The 16,741-nt window shown below is 58.3% G+C and carries 10 protein-coding genes and 1 tRNA gene; 8 read left to right on the top strand and 3 right to left on the bottom strand.

Annotation, left to right across the window (positions count from 1 at the left end):
• Nucleotide 1 precedes the first annotated feature (1 nt).
• Genes QZ869_RS00300 through QZ869_RS00290 form a run of 3 tightly spaced genes read left to right on the top strand, consistent with a single transcriptional unit; the run spans nucleotide 2 to nucleotide 3,743 of the window.
• The gene (locus QZ869_RS00300) at nucleotides 2-910 is read left to right on the top strand and encodes an ABC transporter permease subunit (protein ID WP_296015656.1); all 909 of its coding nucleotides are present in this window, start codon (nucleotides 2-4) and stop codon (nucleotides 908-910) included.
• A gap of 3 nt (nucleotides 911-913) precedes the next feature.
• Nucleotides 914-1,726: an ABC transporter permease gene (locus QZ869_RS00295; RefSeq protein WP_296039041.1), complete on the top strand. Its 813-nt coding sequence runs from the start codon at nucleotides 914-916 to the stop codon at nucleotides 1,724-1,726.
• Nucleotides 1,727-1,784: 58 nt separating this feature from the next.
• The gene (locus QZ869_RS00290) at nucleotides 1,785-3,743 is read left to right on the top strand and encodes an acetoacetate--CoA ligase (RefSeq protein WP_296101967.1); all 1,959 of its coding nucleotides are present in this window, start codon (nucleotides 1,785-1,787) and stop codon (nucleotides 3,741-3,743) included.
• Between the two features lie 237 nt (nucleotides 3,744-3,980).
• Here QZ869_RS00290 and QZ869_RS00285 read toward each other — a convergent pair whose 3' ends face one another.
• Together QZ869_RS00285 and QZ869_RS00280 are read right to left on the bottom strand one after the other, a co-directional pair.
• Nucleotides 3,981-5,606, bottom strand: coding sequence for an iron ABC transporter permease (locus QZ869_RS00285; RefSeq protein ID WP_296102045.1), 1,626 nt, complete (start codon nucleotides 5,604-5,606; stop codon nucleotides 3,981-3,983).
• 125 nt (nucleotides 5,607-5,731) lie between these two features.
• Complete coding sequence (locus QZ869_RS00280) at nucleotides 5,732-9,514, bottom strand: ATP-binding protein (RefSeq protein WP_296101966.1); 3,783 nt, start codon at nucleotides 9,512-9,514, stop codon at nucleotides 5,732-5,734.
• A gap of 313 nt (nucleotides 9,515-9,827) precedes the next feature.
• Between QZ869_RS00280 and QZ869_RS00275 the strand changes: the two genes are divergently transcribed.
• From QZ869_RS00275 to QZ869_RS00265, 3 genes are all read left to right on the top strand, one after another.
• Nucleotides 9,828-9,904 (top strand) — tRNA-His (locus QZ869_RS00275).
• A 235-nt stretch (nucleotides 9,905-10,139) separates the two neighbouring features.
• Nucleotides 10,140-11,675: a Ppx/GppA phosphatase family protein gene (locus QZ869_RS00270; protein ID WP_367115302.1), complete on the top strand. Its 1,536-nt coding sequence runs from the start codon at nucleotides 10,140-10,142 to the stop codon at nucleotides 11,673-11,675.
• Nucleotide 11,676: 1 nt separating this feature from the next.
• The gene (locus tag QZ869_RS00265) at nucleotides 11,677-12,399 is read left to right on the top strand and encodes an RlmE family RNA methyltransferase (RefSeq protein ID WP_296101962.1); all 723 of its coding nucleotides are present in this window, start codon (nucleotides 11,677-11,679) and stop codon (nucleotides 12,397-12,399) included.
• 2 nt (nucleotides 12,400-12,401) lie between these two features.
• Here the strand turns inward: QZ869_RS00265 and QZ869_RS00260 are convergent, their stop codons facing one another.
• Nucleotides 12,402-13,799, bottom strand: a complete 1,398-nt coding sequence (locus QZ869_RS00260) for an MFS transporter (RefSeq protein ID WP_296101961.1) — start codon at nucleotides 13,797-13,799, stop codon at nucleotides 12,402-12,404.
• Between the two features lie 194 nt (nucleotides 13,800-13,993).
• On the opposite strand from QZ869_RS00260, the gene QZ869_RS00255 reads away from it, so the two are divergent.
• Nucleotides 13,994-14,989 (top strand): MBL fold metallo-hydrolase, encoded by a 996-nt coding sequence (locus QZ869_RS00255; protein ID WP_296101959.1) that lies wholly within the window; start codon nucleotides 13,994-13,996, stop codon nucleotides 14,987-14,989.
• Between the two features lie 219 nt (nucleotides 14,990-15,208).
• Entirely contained in the window at nucleotides 15,209-16,714 is a 1,506-nt protein-coding gene (gene guaB, locus QZ869_RS00250; protein ID WP_296015641.1) for an IMP dehydrogenase, read from the top strand.
• Nucleotides 16,715-16,741 lie beyond the last annotated feature (27 nt).

Genomic DNA, 16,741 nt, shown 5'->3' with positions numbered 1-16,741 from the left:
GATGGCGATCCCTTCTCCTGAAAGCCGCCGGAATCCACTGCAATGGCTGGTGGTGGCTGTTCCCTATTTCTGGCTCCTGCTATTCTTTGCGGCCCCCTTCTTCATCATCGTCAAGATATCGCTCTCCGATACGGCCATTGCCATGCCGCCCTATGTGCCGGTCTTCGAAGGCTTCAGCCGGATCGGGGAGTTCTTCTCGCAACTCGATTTCGACAATTACCTGTTTTTGACCGAAGACCCGCTCTATATCGAGGCCTATCTGTCCTCGTTGCGGATCGCGGTCATTTCGACGCTGCTGCTTCTTTTGATCGGCTACCCCATGGCGCTCGCCATGGCGCGGGCACCGAGCCACATTCGCCCGACTTTGGTCATGCTTGTCATCCTGCCGTTCTGGACGTCGTTTCTGATCCGCGTTTACGCCTGGATCGGCATTTTGAAGCCGGAAGGGCTTTTGACGGTTCTGTTCCAGACGCTTGGAATTCTCGGCCCGGACGAGCAGGTCAACATCTTCCGCACCGAGATTTCCGTCTTCATCGGCATCGTCTATTCCTATCTTCCCTTCATGGTGCTGCCGCTCTATTCGGCTCTGGAGAAACTCGACAACACGCTTCTGGAAGCTGCCGCCGATCTTGGCTGCCCGCCCTGGAAGGCCTTCTGGAAAATTACCTTCCCATTATCATTGCCAGGTGTGGTGGCAGGCTCGATGATCTGCTTCATTCCGATCACCGGTGAGTTCGTCATTCCCGATCTTCTCGGCGGCGCTCAGACGCTGATGATCGGCAAGACACTCTGGACCGAATTCTTCGGCAATCGCGATTGGCCGCTTGCCTCGGCGGTAGCCGTCCTGCTCTTGCTGTTGCTGGTCGTGCCGATAGCCATCTTCCAGAACCAGCAGAAAAAGGCGGGATGAGCGATGAAACGCGGTAAGTTCGACACGACCATCCTCACCCTCTGCTTCGCCTTTCTCTACATCCCGATCCTGATCCTGGTGATCTATTCCTTCAATGCCTCGAAGCTGGTGACCGTCTGGGGCGGGTTTTCATTTCACTGGTATCAAGCCATGTGGTCGAATGAAGGGCTGATGGATGCGGCATGGATCACCGTGCGCGTGGCAGTTCTGAGCGCTACCATCGGAACGATCCTTGGGACGCTAGCCGCCCTGTCGCTGACACGCTTTGCGCGCTTCCCGGGCCGCATATTGTTTTCCGGAATGATTTATGCGCCGCTCGTCATGCCGGAAGTCATCACCGGCCTGTCTCTCTTGCTTCTCTTCGTGTCTATTGGTGTCGATCGCGGTTTCTGGACGGTGGTCATCGCTCACACGACCTTCACCATGTGCTACGTAGCGATCGTCGTTCAGTCCAGGCTTCTGACGTTCGACCGTAGCCTGGAAGAGGCAGCGCTCGATCTCGGCTGCCCGCCGGTCAAGACCTTCTTCCGCATCACTCTGCCTCTCATTCTGCCAGCGGTCGTTGCAGGCTGGATGCTGGCATTTTCCCTGTCGCTGGACGATCTCGTGATCGCAAGCTTCACCACGGGGCCTGGCGCCACAACGCTGCCGATCAAGATCTATTCGCAGGTCCGACTGGGGGTGACACCGGAAATCAACGCGATCTGCACCATCCTCATTGCGTTGGTGACGATAGGGGTGATCTGCGCTTCGATCACATCCAAGCGGAACGAGCTCCAGCGTATGAGAGATGAGCATGCCGCTGCCAAAGGCTGAATGATATTCAGCATGCCCGACAAAGGCGTATCGTGACTGGGGCGGGAGGAGGCCACCAATGACTGATACAAATCCACTCTGGGTGCCCTCGGCCGAGCGTATTGCGCAATCGCCCATGACACAATTCATGCAATGGTGCGCCGATCGATACGCATCGAGCTTCGCAAATTATGATTCCTTTCACCGTTGGTCAGTGGATGAGCCCGAAGCCTTCTGGAGCGCAGTCTGGGCCTATTGCGGTGTCATCGGAGAGCCGGGATCACGAGTTCTGATCGAACGCGGAGATATGTTGAAGGCGCGCTTCTTCCCGGATGCCGAGCTGAATTTCGCCGAAAATCTCTTGATCCGCAGCGGGCCTGAAGATGCCATTATCTTTCGTGGCGAAGACAAGGCCGACGAGCGCTGGTCCTGGGATCGGCTAAGCGAGGAAGTCTCGCGGTTGCAGCAAGCGCTTAGCGATAAGGGTATCGCGCCCGGCGACAGGATCGCCGCCATGATGCCAAACATGCCGCAGACGGTCGCGCTGATGCTGGCAGCCACATCGCTCGGTGCGGTCTGGTCGTCATGTTCACCCGATTTCGGCGAGCAGGGTGTGCTGGACCGTTTCGGCCAGATCGGCCCGAAACTCTTCATCGCCTGTGACGGCTACTGGTACAATGGCAAACGTCAGGAGGTCGTCGGTAAGGCGAAAGCCGTGGCTGAGAAACTTGGCGTCACGCTACTTCTCGTGCCCTATGCAGGTTCTGCCGCCGATGCAGATCGGACGGATGAGCCGGGCCTTGTTCGATATGACGATTTCATTCGGGCCTATCGCGGTAGAAAGCTGCGCTATAGCCGTCAGCCCTTCAACCACCCGCTCTACATTCTCTTTTCTTCCGGCACCACCGGAGTGCCGAAATGCATCGTGCATTCGGCCGGCGGAACGCTTTTGCAGCACCTGAAGGAACATCGTTTCCACTGTGAATTGAAGGAGGGGGAGCGGCTGTTCTACTTCACCACCTGCGGCTGGATGATGTGGAACTGGCTCGTAACCGGGCTTGCCTCCGGCGCCACGCTCTGTCTTTACGACGGTTCGCCTTTCGCACCCGACGGCAACGCGCTGTTCGACTATGCGGAGAAGGAACAGTTTGCGGTCTTCGGCACCTCAGCCAAGTATATCGACGCGGTACGCAAGGCCGGTCTTGAGCCTGGAAAGACGCATGATCTTTCGGCGCTCAGGCTCGTCACGTCTACGGGGTCGCCGCTGTCGCCGGAAGGCTTCTCCTTCGTGTATGATAGTATCAAAAGCGACATACAGCTTGCATCTATCTCAGGCGGAACCGACATCGTCTCCTGCTTCGTGCTCGGCAATCCGGTAAAGGCGGTCTGGAAAGGTGAGATTCAGGGTCCGGGGCTTGGTCTTGCTGTGGACGTCTGGGACGACGCGGGCCAGTCTGTTCACGGCGAAAAAGGCGAACTCGTCTGCACCGCTCCCTTTCCCTGCCAGCCCATCATGTTCTGGAACGACGCGGATGGAGAGAAATACCGCGCAGCCTACTTCAGCCGTTTCCAGAATGTCTGGTGTCATGGCGACTTCGCCGAATGGACCGCCCATGGCGGGCTGATTATTCACGGACGCTCGGACGCGACCCTGAACCCGGGCGGCGTGCGCATCGGTACAGCCGAGATTTACAACCAGGTCGATACGATCGATGAGGTGCTGGAAGCGTTGTGCATCGGCCAGGATTGGGACGGCGATGTGCGCGTGGTACTCTTTGTTCGTCTGAAAGAAGGCGTCGCGCTCGGTGATGCCCTCACTGCACGGATCAAGAACCGTATCAGAACGGGCGCTTCGCCGCGCCATGTTCCGGCGAAGATCATTGCCGTTGCCGATATCCCGCGAACCAAATCCGGTAAGATCGTTGAACTTGCGGTTCGTGATGTCGTCCATGGACGCCCGGTCAAGAACAAGGAAGCGCTGGCCAATCCGGAAGCGCTTTCGTATTTCGAAAACATCGCTGTGCTGCAGAGCTTATGATGCTTGAAGCTTCGCAACGATTTGATAAATCCACTCTGTTTGCGGCGAGCTGGCACTCGCTAGGATTTGTTGCCCGTCAATGGTTGGATGTGTTTTTAACCTTCTCTTAAATTGAATTGTCCAAAACTGGGTTCAACGCGGGTCCATTCAATGAGCGGATGGAGAGCCGGTGGCTCCAAAAAACATGATGTATTTTTAGATCCTACTCTCGTTGAAAGCACAAATTCAGTGGCAGCGTCAGCTGCCTCTTTTTTGCGCGTCAGTATCCAGAGCGCTCGAAACGAAAACGACCGGGACAAGTCCAGCAGCGATGATGACGAGCGCCGGAAGTGCCGCATCCTGGACGCGCGCGCGCGAAGCGCTTTCATAGACCAGCGTTGCCAGCGTATTGAAGTTGAACGGCCGCAGCATCATCGTGGCGGGAAGTTCCTTCAGCGACTCGATGAACACCAGAAGAGATGCTGTAATTGCGGCGGGCCGGATGTTGGGAAGCAGTACACCCAACAATGTTTGAAGCCGCGTGCGACCAAGTGTTCGCGAAGCCATGTCGAGATGCGGCGACAGTTTCTGGAAGCCGGCATCGACCGTGCCTTCTGCAAGCGTCATGAAACGCACCCCATGGGCATAGATAATGGCAAAGGCCGTGCCGGATAGGAGGAGGCCGGTCGAAATGCCAAGATCGGCGCGCATCAGTCCGTCCACGGCATTGTCCAGGCCGGCAAGTGGGATCAGTACGCCGATCGCCAGTACCGTGCCGGGAATGCCGTATCCGAGCGAGCCGAGGCGAACCGCAAAACGTGTTGGCCATGCGGGACGCTCCCGTTGCGCATAGGCCAACAGAAATCCGCCCAAAAGAGTGAGAAGCCCGACGGGAATGGAAACCTCAAAACTATGGAGGAGCGCTTTGAACAGTTTCGGATCGGTGATGCTATTCAGGCGTTTGAGCGCATAGCTGCCGAGAACGAGTACGGGAACCGCAAAGCCTGAAAGGAAGGGGAGGGTGCAGGCGAGGCTGGCGAGACACGCTTTCATGGGCGCGAGCTTAACTCTGGCCGCCCGCTGATGCATCGTTGTCGCCTTGCCGGCGGCGAAGCGCTGTTGTCTGCGGGCTCTGCGCTCGATGACAATCAAAGCCGCGACGATGAAGACAAGGCACGCGGCAATTTGCGCTGCACCTGCAAGATTGCCGCGGTTCAGCCACGTCTCGTAAATCGTAAACGTCAGCGTATGGACACCGAGATACTCCACGGCACCAATATCGTTCAGCGTTTCCATCATCACCAGCGCGAGGCCGATGATGATCGCAGGGCGTGCCATCGGCAACTGCACCGATAGAAAAAGCCGTAGCGGCCCCACACCAAGTGTCCTTGCCGCATCTGTTGCGAACCGCCCCTGCAACCCAAAGGCCGCACGCGCCGACAGGTAGATGTAAGGATAGAGCACGGAGCCCAGCACCAGCACGGCCCCACCGAGCGAGCGGATATCGGGAAACCAGTAATCCCGGATGGTCTGATAGCCGAGAAGCGCGCGCAGACCGCTTTGCACCGGTCCGGCAAAATCCAGAAACTCGCCGAAGGCATAAGCTGCGAGGTAGGATGGGATCGCAAGCGGCAACACCAGAGCAAACGACAGCAGCCGCCGGAAGGGAAAGTCGAACATGTTGACGAGCCAGGCCGTCGTCACGCCGACGATCGTGGTGAAGGCACCGGTCATCGCCAGCAGGAGAAGCGTTTGTGCACCCGACCGAGGCAGCACGTTGACGAGCAGATGCTGCCAGCCAACGGAGCCGCCCGTAAGGGCGATGACGATAATGGCGATGAGCGGCATTGCGACCAGCGCAGAGAGAAGCATCGCCGCGATCATCAGCGGGCTGAAACGCGGTCCACTCCGCATTGATGCGAGGCTTGAATGTTCGGATGGCTGCAAGGCGTTTGTCCCTCCGTAGTCGTGCATTCGTTGACCACGGATGTTGCTAGTCCCTCACCGTGTCAATTCGCAAGAACCCGCTGCGATGGAAAGCTGATTTCCACCAGAGTTCCTTCATTCGGCGTCGAGGTGATGGCGAAATTGGCGCGATTGGCATCCACCATCGCTTTTGTCAGAGGGAGCCCGAGACCCGTGCCGTCGCCGCGTACCCGACTGCTGGATGCCGACACCTGACGGAACGGTTTCATGGCGTGTTCCAGTTCCGAGCGCGTCATGCCGATGCCTGTATCGCGGACGCGCAGGACCACGCTGCCATTTGCCTCATAGGCTGTGGACACGACGATCTGGCCGCCGGATGGCGTGAACTTGATAGCGTTCGACAGGATGTTGAGCAGAATCTGCTTGATTGAGCGCAGGTCGGCCACGACAGGCGGCACCGATTGCGACAATGCCGTACGGATGATCACACGCTGATTGTTGGCTTGTGGCTGAACAAGAGAAACCGCTTCTGCTATGGTTTCGTTGAGCACCACCGCCTTGAAGTCCACATCCATCTGCCCGGCTTCGATTTTGGAGATGTCCAGGAGATCGTTGACGATATCGAGGACGTGGCGGCCGGACCGCACGATGTCGTTCGAATACTCGATATAGCGCGGATTGCCGATCGGTCCGAACCGCTCGGTCGCCATCATGTCGGCAAAGCCGATGATGGCATTCAACGGTGTGCGGATTTCATGGCTGACGCGGGCCAGGAAATCGGTCTTGTGCGCATTGGCGGTTTCCGCAGCGCGCTTTGCGTTGCGCAGGTCTTCCTCTGTGCGCTTCCATTGCGTGATGTCGCGGATGACTGCGCAATATCCGTTGGTGGATTTGAGCCTACCGATCGTCATGAACAATGGCAGGAAGCCACCGGAGGCTTCGCGGCCAATGACTTCGCGACCATCATTCAGCACACTGGCGACACCGTTATTGGCAAGGCCCGAAAGATAATCCAAAATGGCGCGCTGGCTTTCATGCGCAAACAGCGTAACGAATGGCCTGTTGGCGATTTCGGCATTGTCGTAATTGAAGAGGGCGCTGGCAGAGCGGTTGAGCGAGCGAATATTCCCGTCTTCGCCCACTAGAACCACGCCGTCCGTCGCCGTTTCGAGGATGGAGTGAAGCTCCTCGATTTCTCCCTTCATCCGCGCGGCATCATGTGCCTCTTCAGGCGCAGAAGCCTCGAGCGGGGTGACGGAATCACGCGCGCCTTCAAGCGGGATGAGAGACAGCATCAGGGCGCTGGCGTTTTCCCACCGGACCGACTGGAGCTTTGCCCTCACAGGGATGAGTTCGTTCTCGGCACTGACGGCCACCATGCCACCGCTCTGTTCGGAAAACGTTTCCAGTTCATCCCGCTGAAGAAGCGCATCCAGGCCGCCGAGCGCCGCCAGTTCCTCAACATCTCCATAGCCGGTTAGACGCAGAAATTCCGGATTGGCGTGGATCAACTGATCGCCGCTGTGGATGAGAAGAGCAACCGGCATCTGGTCGACGGTTTCGGCCGTTAATCCCGTCGTCAAACGAGAGGATAGCGCGACTGCCACTTCATCTTCGCCATGGCCTTGCTCTTCATTGTCTGGCGCGACCTGCGCTTCCTCGCTGTCGCCATCCTTACCGATCATGCGGCTTCCGATTGGCGGATGAGTAAAAGCGACAGGCGCGTCTCCGCGCGTGTAGTCCTTGAACGCATCGTCATCGGTCTTCGTCGCTGCCTCTTCGTCGGCAATGACGTCGATGGGCGCGTTATCATCCGCCTGGATATGCGGCTCTTCGACCTCTGGCGACGCTGCGACGGCGTCGTCAACAGCTGCTTCGACCGCATTTTCGCTCAGAGGAGAATCCGACTTTGCCGCTTGCGAAACAGAAGTTTTATCGTCCTCAGCCTCGACGGGCTTCAAGGTCCGTCCGATTTCACGAAACGCTGCCTCTTCGCTGGCACTCAGACCATCGCGGCGATTGCGGTGCTCCTCGATGCGCACGACCTTGTCGGAATAGCGCCGGCCCTGTGTCTCAGCTATTTTCAGCACCGGAACCTCATGCTCCGGCGGTTGGTGAAAACGCTTCTGCTGCGTGTCTTGAACAGGGTACCCGGTTTCCGCTTCAGCCGAAACGTCATCTGCTTCTCTCTCGAAAGAGGAAGGAACGGTTTCAGGCTGAGCTGGTGACTCAACGGTTTCAGATGCACCCGCATCGACCGTGCGCTCCTCGCTCTCCTCACTTTCCTGATCTTCCGGATAGGGTTCTCCACTCAAGGCAAGCCCTGCCGCATGCGGATCTTCGACCGCATCCGCGACACGAACGATACCAAATCCTCTGAAGCCATCGAACTCGCGCGTGCGAGTATAGGTTGGAAGCGCTGCTAGATCGATGGGGACCGCGAGGGAAGTGCCTTCCACCGGCCAAAAGATCGTCTTGCCCGACCACGTGTCGCGACGCTTCAGCAGCTCGGCAATCTTGCCTTCCGGATCAAGATTGAAGAGCGCGGCGAGATCGGAAAAGCTCATGCCTTCGACGGCAGCCGCCTTCGGTCCGACGGCTTCTGCAAATTCATGCGAAATGGAACTGAAGCACCCGGCTGCGTCGATTTTCCAGACGAAGCGACTTGCTCGACCGTTGGGGTCAAACTCGAAGCGCGAAGAGCTCGCCGGACCTTTGTCATCGACTTGCGTTTCGGCTCGCGCACCCGTAGGCGACACATCTTCAACCGCCTTGTCATTCTCCGATTGAGAAGAGCCTTCTTCCGGCGTCCGCATATCCTCGTCGACACTGACAGGCTCGCTGTAGCTGGAACCTTCGTCGGGTGTCGTAGCCACTTGCCGCTCGTCGTCGTCTACCGTCGCAACATCGTCTGCGGGGGAAGCTCTCTCAGACACCTCCAACTCTTCGTCCGTATCTTGCTTGTAGGCGAGTGAAACCGACAGGTCCTCGTCAAAAAGCGCGTCGGCAATATTGTCATCATCCGCGTCCTGCCGCGCTTCGTCCGTTTCTTCGATCTGCTGGACTGCATCGAGAACGCTTTCGAACGCCAGTTGCTGCGCGAGGGATGGTTCTGGCGCTGTTTCCGCTCTCTCTTCGGCAATCTCGATCTGGGTTTCGGGCCGCACCTCCATAAAATCGGAGGAGGGGTCGAGCGTGCCGAGCGCGGTTTCAACCACGAAGACCAGATTGAGGGCCGGGTCCTGTGTCAACTGCGCGGTGGCTGCGGGCATATATCCCTTGCCGGTAGGGACGGGACGCTTCACCAGTTTACTCCCGTGGCGCGCCGCCATGGAGATCAGCGTTCGGGCGGTCTGCGGCGCGATCGCAAGATCGCCGAACCTGGGCGAGGCAGCAATCGTCGCCCCGGTATCATCCATCACCGCCATATGAATATCGGGATCGTCGAAACCCTCGATCATCCGGCTCGCGCGATCTTCGAGCGACGGAATCGATTGGTCCAGTACGGCCGAAAACAGCAATAGCGGCTGCTTCGGCCCCACTTCGATGACTTCGAGAGCCGCAGACACCGCCACGCTGCGGAAGCCGGATAGAATGCGGATCATGAATTTTTGACGATCACCGATCGCATGCAGCCTGCTTGCCGCACCGGCGACCTGCCGGAACGCCACGTCCTGCACCTTCGGCCCATGCTCGATGAAATCATAGATCATCGCTGCGCCGAAAAGAGCAGCACCGCGGCCATTAGCCCAAAGCGCATTTTTGAGGTCCATCGAGAACAGCGCAAGCGCCTCGCCATTGGCGAACTTTTCCCGCACGCGCTCATGAACGGCTATGTCGATAAACGGGTACTGAACGGCGGGCATGTCGGAACCTACTTTGGCACTACGTGACCTTCGCTGCCGCACGGCCTCCTCATGAGGCACAACACAGCCTGCATCGGCGTGACGTTAACAGAATCTTAAATAACTTCACAGGGCCGCTGGGTCCATAATCGCCGCTGGGAATTGGGAAATAGAGTTAATATCACATGGACCGGAGCTCCACCGTTACGGGTGATGGCCCAACCCGGGAAAACAGACTTGCTTTCCATGGGTTTTTTCGCAAAAATTAGAGAAGGACTTGCAAAAGGGAAAAACTCCCCGTATGTGAGCCCCGTAACGCGAAAGCGTCTTTTGTGCGGTTGTAGCTCAGTTGGTTAGAGCGCAGGTTTGTGGCACCTGAGGTCGGTGGTTCGACCCCACTCAACCGTACCATTCTCTTCTCCCCGTTAGTCAATTCGTCACACCGACTTGCGGGGAGAAGAGAATTTTTCTTTTTGATCTATCCCCTGCAGACTGTTCATCCTTGTCCGAAATGACATGCACGATTTTGCGCGCGACCAAAAATCGGTTGGCTAGAATGTCACATACTGGTAAGGTCTCCCCAACGTAACCTTATGAACGCCAGCGGCATGCCTTCGGGCTTTTGCGCGGCGGAGTGGAAAAAACAGTGATTGACCCCGGCAACGGCTCAAAGCCGTCGGAACCAGGGGCGTCGGTGGCAGAAAAAGGGAAGGCGAAGCGTTCCCGTCGTGGCAAGGGCAAGCGAGGCGGCAAGAACCGTTCCGCGTCTGCTTTGCCGCAGCTGCATATTGCCGACTCCCGTCAGGATGCTCCACCACCAGGCGGTATCGAGCCTGGAACGGAGCCGCGCAAACGCAAACGCCGCCGGCGTTCCGGCGGGCAGGGCGCTCAGAAAGCACATCCAGGCATTGCGGCAGACGGTTTGAAGCCGGACCTATCGGCGCGTACCGACCAGTTTCCATCCGGAAAGAAAAAATCGCGCAATCGCAAGCGCCCGCATCGTGATCCGCAGGGAAGGCCACTGGTGCCGAGCCAGGCGCCCCGGCCTGTTGCGAAGCAGAATGGCGCAGGCGCCAATGGTGCAGCGGTGGCAGTCGAGCACACAGGCTTTGCGCATTCGCGGCATGCGGGCGGACGCGAGGCCTTCGAACCCAGCGCCGACATGTATGCCGCGCTCGATCTCGGCACCAACAACTGCCGCCTTCTGATTGCGCAGCCGACACGCCCGGGCCAGTTCCGCGTGGTCGATGCTTTTTCGAGAATCGTTCGCCTCGGGGAAGGTCTGGTTTCCACCGGTCGCCTTTCCGATGACGCGATGGATAGGGCTGTTGAAGCCTTGAAGGTCTGCGCGTCAAAGCTTGCCGGACGGCCTATCCGTCGCATGCGGCTGATTGCCACCGAAGCCTGCCGTGCGGCGACGAATGGCGAAGAGTTTCTCGAACGTGTCACGCGTGAGACAGGCCTCAACCTCGAAATTATCAGTCGTGAGACGGAAGCGCGCCTTGCCGTCTCCGGCTGCTCTTCCCTGGTGGGACGTGAAGCCCGCTCCGTCGTGCTGTTCGATATTGGCGGCGGCTCGTCGGAAATAGCTGTCATCCGGTTGAACGAAAACCGCTCGAACCGGCTTGCCAACCACATCACCCACTGGACCTCATTGCCGGTCGGCGTGGTGACGCTCTCGGAGCGCCATGGTGGTCGCGATGTGACGCCTCAAGTCTTTGAGGCGATGGTAACAGAAGTCGAAGGACTGCTCGGCGCATTTCACTGCCCGCCGCTTTCAGATCAGTCGACGCCTGATGACTTCCATCTGATCGGTACGTCCGGCACGGTGACGACGCTTGCCGGAGTTCACCTCGACTTGCCGCGTTACGATCGCCGCAAGGTCGATGGGCTGTGGCTATCCGATGCCGAAGTCACGGCTATGCAGGAAAAACTCTTGGCCTGGGACTTTGCCGGTCGCGCTGCCAATGCCTGCATCGGGCCGGATCGTGCAGACCTCGTTCTGGCCGGTTGCGCAATCCTGGAAGCGATCCGCAGACGCTGGCCCGCCCGGCGCATGCGGGTTGCAGATCGCGGGCTGCGCGAAGGCCTGTTGACCGATATGATGGCAGATGATGGCGCATGGCGCCGTAACAGGTTACGCCGTATACAGACGCATGGCAGAACAGAGCGGAAGGGTTGATATGAGCAAGGCGCCCACGAGCACCAACCGTACCGGACGCAAGATTGGCCAGAAGGTGAAGAAGACGAAGCTGAAGGCCTCGTCTCGCCGCTGGCTGGAGCGTCATATCAATGACCCTTACGTGCAGCGCGCCAAGCTTGAAGGGTACCGTGCGCGCGCGGCTTTCAAGCTGTTGGAAATCAACGATAAGCATCAGATCCTGAAGGATGCGCATCGCATCATCGATCTGGGTGCAGCGCCGGGCAGCTGGTCGCAGATCGCTGCCAAGGTGACTGATTCCACCGAGGATGATATCCGTGTTGCCGCGATCGACTTTCTGGAACTCGATCCCATACCTGGCGTAAAGATTCTGCAACTCGACTTCCTCGATCCGAAAGCACCGGAGCTTTTGATGGAAGCCGTCGGCGGCACGCCAGATCTCGTGCTTTCCGATATGGCAGCGCCCACCACCGGCCACCAGAAGACCGACCACATCCGCACCATGCATCTGTGCGAGGTCGCAGCCGATTTCGCCGTTCAGGTTCTGGCCGAAGGCGGGCATTTTCTTGCCAAGACCTTTCAGGGCGGCACGGAGAAGCAGCTGCTCGATATGCTGAAGCAGAACTTCAAGCAGGTCATCCACATCAAGCCCGCCTCGTCGCGGTCCGAATCGGTGGAGATGTTCCTGCTCGCCAAGCACTTCAAGGGCCGCAAGACGGTCACGTCAGAGGCGGCGGACGCTTAGAATTATTCTGCAGGCTGTGAGACTTTGCGTCTGTGGCCTGACACTTCAGAGCCCGCCCCTTTATCCATCGCCATAAGCGGCAGTGTGGCAAACAGCGATACCATCGCGACAATCATGAATGCCAGATGGAAGTTGGCAAGCTCGAGGTGGCGACCTGAGAAGTAGGCACTGACCTCAAGGATCGATGCCGCAAAGGCTACGCCAAGCGCCAGGCTGATCTGTTGCAAAACGGACGCCATCGATGTCGCCTGGCTGGCTTGACGATCGTCGATATCGGAATAGCTGAGCGCATTGGTGCCAGTGAAGAAGAACGACCGAGCAAAACCTGCTGTTACCAGACAGATCATGATCAGCGAATAAGGCGTCTCGGGCGTGAAAAAGCTGTTGGCAAGCGTTGTACAGGCGCCGACGATGCCAGCGCTGAGCAGGGTTCCCTTGAAGCCGGTTGCGGCGAAAACACGCCGTGCCATGAACTTGGTGGTGATCGCGCCGATGGCGCCCGCGAAGGTGATCATGCCCGATTGAAACGGGTTAAGGCCAAACCCGATCTGCAACATCAGCGGCATCAGGAACGGTATAGCCCCGGTCGAAATGCGAAACACTGTGCCGCTGATCGAGGCGGTTCTGAATGTGGCGTTGCGAAAGATCTTGAAATCCAGGATCGGCGCGGGATGGATTTTTGCATGGCGAACATAAAGCGCGCCGCAGACGAAGCCGATGATGATGGAGGCAATGCCCACAAAGGGCGGCAGAGCGGGGAGGCTGACCACAGAAAAGCCGAACACAACCCCGGAGGCCGCAAGGCCGGACAGCACGAAGCCGGCGATATCCATCGGTGGCGGATTGGTAGTTTCGATTTCCGGCAGGTAGATCGTCGCAAGCCAGATTCCGATAATACCGATCGGGACATTGATCAGGAAAATCCAGTGCCAGGAAAAGTACGTGGTGATGAAGCCACCGACGGGTGGTCCCGTCAGCGGGCCGACAAGACCCGGAATGGTCAGAAGCGCCATGGCGGAAACGAGATCGGTGCGCTTGGTGGTGCGCAGCAGAACGAGACGACCGACCGGCGTCATCATCGCGCCGCCCATGCCTTGCAGGAAACGTGATACGACGAATTCGACGACAGAGCCTGAGACCGCACAACAGATCGAGCCGACCACGAAGATTGCGATGGCAAAACGGAAAATCTTCTTTGCGCCGAACTTGTCGGCCATCCACCCGCTGATGGGAATGAAAATAGCAAGCGAAACCATATAAGCGGTCAGTGCGAGCTTCAGCGTGATGGGGCCGACATTCAGGTCCTTGGCAATTGCAGGCAGTGAGGTCGCAATGACAGTGGAATCCATCTGCTCCATGAAAAGGGCGACGGCAAGGATTAGCGGAATGATTCTGTTCATGGCTTGATTGCGGCCCACCCCGCACCGGCAAAAGTTCGAACCACTTACTACTCCTGGTATCTCGACTTGCCAACTAAACATTTGGCAAGGATTGGCACGCTACCGCCTTCACGACGCTGTGAGAGCTTGCCACTGAACCGAAATACCTAGACGCTCGTTAAACTCCTTGGACCCCACAAGCGGAGACTTTCACGATGGACAGGATGAATATCAGCCGACGCACACTTCTGGGAACGGCAGGCGCGGGCGCCGTCGCGCCGTTCGTATTGAGCGGAGCAGCGGCTGCTCAGACTTCACAGCCCCAGACATCTATGGAGATCAATCACGCGATGCCGCCGGAAACCAACCGTTTCAAGCTGGGAGAATTTGAAGTTCTGGTTGTCAAGGATGGTGCTCGTCCTTCCGGCAAGCCGGGTGAAACCTTCGGAACGAACCAGAGCCCGGAAACTGTAGCGGAGTTGCTGGAAAAGAATTTCCTGCCCACCGACCAGTTCGTCAACAGCTTTTCTCCTGCCATGATCAATACGGGCAAGGACCTCGTGCTCTTCGATACCGGCTTCGGCGAACAGGGCCGCGAAGCCGGCAATGGCCGTCTGCTCGAGGGTCTTGCTGCTGCGGGATATACGCCGGACGACGTCACCGTCGTGGTCCTGACCCACATGCACGGAGATCACATCGGCGGACTGATGGAGAAGGGCAAGCCAGCCTTTCCGAAGGCCCGTTATGTCTTCGGCCAGAAAGAGTATGATTTCTGGACGGATGAAAAGCGTGCCGGCACGCCCGCTGAAAGTGGTCACAAGGCGGTGCTCGCTAACGTGAAGCCGCTGGCGGAAAAGGCGACATTCATCGATGACGGCGCTGAGGTGGTTCCTGGCATCACCGCCATCGCAGCCTTTGGCCACTCGCCGGGCCATATGATTTTCAACGTGGAATCCGGCAGCAAGCGGCTGATCCTGACGGCTGACACGGCAAACCACTTTGTCCTGTCGCTTCAGCGGCCGGATTGGGAAGTCCGCTTCGATATGGATAAAGCCGTCGCTGCGGCGACCCGCAAGAAAGTCTTCGATATGGTGTCGACCGATCGCGTCCCGTTCCTCGGCTATCACATGCCGTTCCCGTCTGTCGGCTATGCAGAGAAGCTCGAGACTGGATACAGGTTCGTGCCCAAATCCTACCAGTTCGACATCTGATCGGCAGACGCATCTGAGAGAACTCCTAAGCCGCGGTCGATAAAGCCGCGGCTAATCGGCAACATGGTGCATCGCACATGTTTCCCGGTTTTCTCTATTCCCTTCCCGTCATAACCGTGTTACCAGCCCTCGCCAACTTCCAAGCAATCCTTTGCAGGACCGTCGGGGTGAACATTCGTTCCGGATCGGCCATGCATTTCATACTGAAGGAATTTGGCCATGGCACGCATCATTGAAACTCCCACTGGTCTCGACGCGCTGACGTTCGATGACGTTCTCCTCCAGCCGGGGCACTCCGAAGTCATGCCCGGCCAGACGAATATCGCGACCCGCATTGCGCACGATATCGAGCTCAACCTTCCCATTCTATCTTCCGCGATGGACACGGTCACCGAAAGCCGCCTGGCGATCGCCATGGCGCAAGCCGGCGGCATTGGCGTCATTCATCGTAACCTGACCCCGATCGAACAGGCCGAAGAAGTTCGTCAGGTTAAAAAGTTCGAAAGCGGCATGGTCGTCAATCCCGTGACCATTGGCCCGGACGCAACGCTGGCTGAAGCCCAGTTGCTGATGAAGGCACACGGCATTTCCGGCATTCCGGTCGTGGAAAATGGTGGCAGCGGCGGCCATAAGATTGGTCGTCTCGTCGGCATCCTGACCAACCGCGACGTGCGTTTTGCTTCCGACCCTGCGCAGAAGATTTACGAATTGATGACGCGCGAAAACCTGGTCACCGTCAAGGAAAGCAGCGTCGACCAGCAGGAAGCCCGCCGCCTTCTGCACAAGCACCGCATCGAAAAGCTGCTTGTGGTGGACGGCAAGGGCAACTGCGTTGGCCTCATCACCGTCAAGGATATCGAGAAGTCGCAGTTGAACCCAAATGCGACGAAGGATGCGCAGGGCCGCCTTCGTGCCGCAGCAGCCATCAGCGTCGGTGACGATGCCATCGAGCGCGCCGAGCGTCTGATCGAGGTAGGCGTTGACGTTCTCGTGGTCGACACGGCGCATGGTCACTCGCAGCGTGTTCTCGATGCTGTCAGCCACGTCAAGAAGATGTCGAACTCGGTTCGCGTCATCGCCGGCAACGTTGCGACATCGGCTGGCACCAAGGCGCTGATCGATGCTGGTGCGGATGCCGTCAAGGTCGGTATCGGCCCAGGCTCGATCTGCACAACGCGCATCGTCGCAGGCGTTGGCGTTCCGCAACTGGCGGCCATCATGTCCGCCGTCGAAGCAGCGCATGCGGCAGACATTCCGGTGATCGCCGATGGTGGCATCAAGTTCTCCGGCGACCTTGCCAAGGCAATAGCGGCAGGCGCATCCGCCGTGATGATCGGCTCGCTGCTGGCGGGTACGGATGAAAGTCCAGGCGAAGTGTTCCTATATCAGGGCCGCTCGTTCAAGGCCTATCGTGGCATGGGTTCCGTCGGTGCCATGGCGCGTGGTTCGGCAGACCGTTACTTCCAGGCAGAAGTGCGTGATACGCTGAAGCTCGTGCCGGAGGGCATCGAAGGCCAGGTTCCTTACAAGGGTCCTGTCTCCGGCGTGTTGCACCAGCTGGCTGGTGGCCTGAAGGCGGCAATGGGCTATGTCGGCGGTGGCACAATCAAGGATTTCCAGGAGCGTGCCACTTTCGTGCGCATCTCCGGCGCCGGCTTGCGTGAAAGCCACGCGCATGATGTGACCATCACCCGCGAAAGCCCGAACTATCCGGGCGCTGTTTGATCTGCTGCCTGCTTCGGGTAAAAGACT

It is taken from the genome of uncultured Agrobacterium sp., from assembly GCF_913777885.1.
GTDB lineage: Bacteria > Pseudomonadota > Alphaproteobacteria > Rhizobiales > Rhizobiaceae > Agrobacterium.
The sequence above is the reverse complement of the archived record's forward strand: the minus strand, read 5'-3'. Positions and strand labels throughout refer to the sequence as shown.

Coding starts and splice junctions, on each gene's coding strand:
- QZ869_RS00300 (WP_296015656.1), top strand. CDS start 2: ATGGCGATCCCTTCTCCTGAAAGCCGCCGGAATCCACTGCAATGGCTG.
- QZ869_RS00295 (WP_296039041.1), top strand. CDS start 914: ATGAAACGCGGTAAGTTCGACACGACCATCCTCACCCTCTGCTTCGCC.
- QZ869_RS00290 (WP_296101967.1), top strand. CDS start 1,785: ATGACTGATACAAATCCACTCTGGGTGCCCTCGGCCGAGCGTATTGCG.
- QZ869_RS00285 (WP_296102045.1), bottom strand. CDS start 5,606: ATGATCGCGGCGATGCTTCTCTCTGCGCTGGTCGCAATGCCGCTCATC.
- QZ869_RS00280 (WP_296101966.1), bottom strand. CDS start 9,514: ATGCCCGCCGTTCAGTACCCGTTTATCGACATAGCCGTTCATGAGCGC.
- QZ869_RS00265 (WP_296101962.1), top strand. CDS start 11,677: ATGAGCAAGGCGCCCACGAGCACCAACCGTACCGGACGCAAGATTGGC.
- QZ869_RS00260 (WP_296101961.1), bottom strand. CDS start 13,799: ATGAACAGAATCATTCCGCTAATCCTTGCCGTCGCCCTTTTCATGGAG.
- QZ869_RS00255 (WP_296101959.1), top strand. CDS start 13,994: ATGGACAGGATGAATATCAGCCGACGCACACTTCTGGGAACGGCAGGC.
- guaB (WP_296015641.1), top strand. CDS start 15,209: ATGGCACGCATCATTGAAACTCCCACTGGTCTCGACGCGCTGACGTTC.